Source organism: Ralstonia sp. RL (assembly GCF_001683835.1).
In the GTDB taxonomy this organism is placed as follows: Bacteria; Pseudomonadota; Gammaproteobacteria; order Burkholderiales; family Burkholderiaceae; genus Ralstonia; species Ralstonia mannitolilytica.
Window position 1 is genome coordinate 1 of record NZ_LWRX01000125.1, and the last position, 953, is coordinate 953.

Annotated in this window: 1 protein-coding gene; it reads right to left on the bottom strand. The window is 64.8% G+C overall.

What is annotated here, in order from left to right:
* Positions 1–953, bottom strand: a 953-nt coding sequence (locus A6M56_RS11550; RefSeq protein WP_286758139.1) for an acyl-CoA dehydrogenase family protein, incomplete at both ends; no start/stop codon positions are given.

A 953-nucleotide genomic window follows, 5' to 3' on the forward strand; every position in this document is an offset into this window, starting at 1 on the left:
AGCTTGGCCGGCCAGAACGGATCGCTGTCGCCAGCTGCCATTCGCGCGCGCGCGATCAGTGCCGCGCGCCCCATCTGCCAGCCACCGGCCACGATGCCGAGGAGGAACAAAAAAGGCACGGCGCCAGCATGCGTTGCCTTGGGATGCGCCTTGAAGTTGGCGACAATCCAGTCGACGGCCCTTTCCACCGCATCGATGCCTGCCAACTGACGGGCACCGATGCCCGCCAGATCGCCATCTAGTTTCGCCGCATCGGCCCGCATCTCGGCAATCACGGACTTGATGGTGGCCCCCTGTTCGCGCGCAATCTTGCGGCCGATGAGGTCGTTGGCCTGAATGGCCGTCGTCCCTTCGTAGATGGCCGTGATACGGGCATCGCGCAGGTGCTGGGCCGCACCGGTTTCCTCGATGAAACCCATCCCGCCATGCACCTGGACGCCGAGCGAGGCAATGTCGATGGCGCTTTCAGTGCTCCAGCCCTTGACGACCGGAATCATCAGATCGGCGAAGGCCTGGCCTTTCCTGCGCCGGGCTTCATCCGGATTGCAGTGGGCGTGATCCTGGGCCGCCGCCGTCACGTAGGCCAACGCCCGCATGGCCTCGATGCGGGAGCGCATCGACATCAGCATGCGACGGACATCCGGATGCTTGATGATCGGCACTTTCGGGCCTCCCTTGACACCCAGCTCGGTTCCCTGGACGCGATCCCGGGCATACGCCACGGCACGCTGGTAGGCGCGCTCGGCATCCCCCAGCCCCTCCAGGCCGACGTTGAAGCGGGCGGCATTCATCATGATGAACATGTACTCCAGACCGCGATTCTCCTCGCCGACCAGGGTGCCGATCGCACCGCCGTTGTCGCCAAAGGCCAGCACCGCTGTCGGGCTGCCGTGAATGCCGAGCTTGTGCTCGATTGATACGCAATACACATCGTTGCGCTCACCCGGCGTCCC